This window comes from Cryobacterium sp. M96 (assembly GCF_002929845.1).
In the GTDB taxonomy this organism is placed as follows: Bacteria; Actinomycetota; Actinomycetes; order Actinomycetales; family Microbacteriaceae; genus Cryobacterium; species Cryobacterium sandaracinum.
This window is the reverse complement of sequence record NZ_PJJS01000007.1, coordinates 1-3223: the sequence shown is the minus strand read 5'-3', so window position 1 is coordinate 3223 and position 3223 is coordinate 1. Positions and strand designations below refer to the sequence as shown.

Below are 3223 nucleotides of genomic sequence, written 5' to 3'. Positions count from 1 at the left end.
CATCGAGAACCACATAGTGGACGCTTGCAGCTTATTCAAACTGGTGTGTTATCAAATTATTGGCTTATTAGTACCGGTCAGCTCCGAGGGTCTTTAGTCCCCTCTTCCACATCCGGCCTATCAACGCAGTAGTCTAGCTGCGAGCCTCTCCCCCGAAGGGATGGAAATCTCATCTCGAAGCCGGCTTCCCGCTTAGATGCTTTCAGCGGTTATCCGTTCCGAACGTAGCTAATCAGCGGTGCTCCTGGCGGAACAACTGACACACCAGAGGTTCGTCCATCCCGGTCCTCTCGTACTAGGGATAGATCTTCTCAAATTTCCTGCGCGCGCAGCGGATAGGGACCGAACTGTCTCACGACGTTCTAAACCCAGCTCGCGTACCGCTTTAATGGGCGAACAGCCCAACCCTTGGGACCTACTCCAGCCCCAGGATGCGACGAGCCGACATCGAGGTGCCAAACCATGCCGTCGATATGGACTCTTGGGCAAGATCAGCCTGTTATCCCCGAGGTACCTTTTATCCGTTGAGCGACAGCGCTTCCACAAGCCACTGCCGGATCACTAGTCCCGACTTTCGTCCCTGCTCGACTTGTCAGTCTCACAGTCAAGCTCCCTTGTGCACTTACACTCGACACCTGATTGCCAACCAGGTTGAGGGAACCTTTGGGCGCCTCCGTTACTTTTTAGGAGGCAACCGCCCCAGTTAAACTACCCACCAGGCACTGTCCCTGAACCGGATCACGGTTCGAAGTTAGATATCCAATATGACCAGAGTGGTATTTCAACGTTGACTCCACCTGAACTAGCGTCCAAGCTTCACAGTCTCCCACCTATCCTACACAAGCCACACCGAACACCAATACCAAGCTGTAGTAAAGGTCACGGGGTCTTTCCGTCCTGCTGCGCGTAACGAGCATCTTTACTCGTAATGCAATTTCGCCGAGTTCGCGGTTGAGACAGCTGGGAAGTCGTTACGCCATTCGTGCAGGTCGGAACTTACCCGACAAGGAATTTCGCTACCTTAGGATGGTTATAGTTACCACCGCCGTTTACTGGGGCTTAAATTCTCAGCTTCGCCTTGCGGCTAACCGTTCCTCTTAACCTTCCAGCACCGGGCAGGCGTCAGTCCGTATACATCGTCTTGCGACTTGGCACGGACCTGTGTTTTTAGTAAACAGTCGCTTCCCACTGGTCTCTGCGGCCTTCGAACGCTCCAGGAGTAAATCCCTTCACGCCTCAGGCCCCCCTTCTCCCGAAGTTACGGGGGCATTTTGCCGAGTTCCTTAACCACGATTCTCTCGATCTCCTTAGTATTCTCTACCTGATCACCTGAGTCGGTTTGGGGTACGGGTGACTAAAACCTCGCGTCGATGCTTTTCTTGGCAGCATAGGATCACTGATTTCGTCCGTGAGGACTACCCATCGGGTCTCAACCTTCATGAGAGACGGATTTGCCTATCTCTCGGCCTACATCCTTAGACCGGGACAACCATCGCCCGGCTCAGCTACCTTCCTGCGTCACACCTGTTAATACGCTAACCGCACCAGCATAGGGTCGCACGCTAGGCCCCACGCTTCACCCCGAAGGGATCCATCTAGAGGATTCAGATGCTTAGCATTACTGGATTAGTTTGGGCGGTTTTTCGCCAGTACGGGAATATAAACCCGTTGTCCATCGACTACGCCTGTCGGCCTCGCCTTAGGTCCCGACTTACCCAGGGCGGATTAGCCTGGCCCTGGAAACCTTGATCTTTCGGAGGACGGGTTTCTCACCCGTCTTTCGCTACTCATGCCTGCATTCTCACTCGTGTAGCCTCCACGGCTGGTTTACACCGCCGCTTCGCTGGCCACACGACGCTCTCCTACCCATCAACACGGCTGAACCAACACCACAAGGGTGCGGCTTACCAAAAATATCAATGCCACAACTTCGGTGGCGTGCTTGAGCCCCGTTACATTGTCGGCGCGGAATCACTTGACCAGTGAGCTATTACGCACTCTTTCAAGGGTGGCTGCTTCTAAGCCAACCTCCTGGTTGTCTGTGCAACTCCACATCCTTTCCCACTTAGCACGCGCTTTGGGACCTTAGTTGGTGGTCTGGGTTGTTTCCCTCTCGACGATGAAGCTTATCCCCCACCGTCTCACTGCTGCGCTCTCACTTACCGGCATTCGGAGTTTGGCTGACGTCAGTAAGCTTTTAGGCCCCATCGGCCATCCAGTAGCTCTACCTCCGGCAAGAAACACGCAACGCTGCACCTAAATGCATTTCGGAGAGAACCAGCTATCACGAAGTTTGATTGGCCTTTCACCCCTATCCACAGCTCATCCCCTCCATTTTCAACTGAAGTGGGTTCGGTCCTCCACGACGTCTTACCGTCGCTTCAACCTGGCCATGGATAGATCACTTCGCTTCGGGTCTAGGACATGCGACTGAATCGCCCTATTCAGACTCGCTTTCGCTACGCATTCCCCTCTCGGGTTAAGCTCGCCACATATCACTAACTCGCAGGCTCATTCTTCAAAAGGCACGCTGTCACCAGAAATCCGCACCACGAATGGCACAGCCTGGCTCCAACGGTTTGTAAGCAAACGGTTTCAGGTACTATTTCACTCCCCTCCCGGGGTACTTTTCACCTTTCCCTCACGGTACTTGTTCACTATCGGTCATGTAGGAGTATTTAGGCTTATCAGGTGGTCCTGACGGATTCACACGGGATTTCTCGGGCCCCGTGCTACTTGGGATACTCTTCGGGCGATTGCTGCATTTCGACTACGGGGTTCGCACCCTCTATGACCAGGCTTTCAATCCTGTTCGTCTATACAACGCTCTAACCCTCACTGTTCGGCAGAATCAGCAGAAAAGTCCCGCAACCCCGACCATGCAACGCCTGCCGGCTATCACACATGATCGGTTTAGCCTCATCCGGTTTCGCTCGCCACTACTAACGGAATCACTATTGTTTTCTCTTCCTGTGGGTACTGAGATGTTTCACTTCCCCACGTTCCCTCTACCCGCCCTATATATTCAGGCGGGAGTCACCAGGTCACCCAAAGGGCCTGGCGGGGTTTCCCCATTCGGAAATCCTCGGATCACAGTTCGTTTATCAACTCCCCGAGGCTTATCGCAGATTACTACGTCCTTCTTCGGCTCTACATGCCAAGGCATTCACCGTTTGCTCTTAGAAATTTGAAATCACATGAGTTTGAATCGATTAAGAATCGT

Annotated in this window: 1 rRNA gene; it reads right to left on the bottom strand. The window is 53.3% G+C overall.

Features of this window, described 5'->3' with window-relative positions:
• Positions 1–47 precede the first annotated feature (47 nt).
• A 23S ribosomal RNA gene (locus tag CXY79_RS00055) occupies positions 48–3193 on the bottom strand.
• Between the last annotated feature and the right edge of the window lie 30 nt (positions 3194–3223).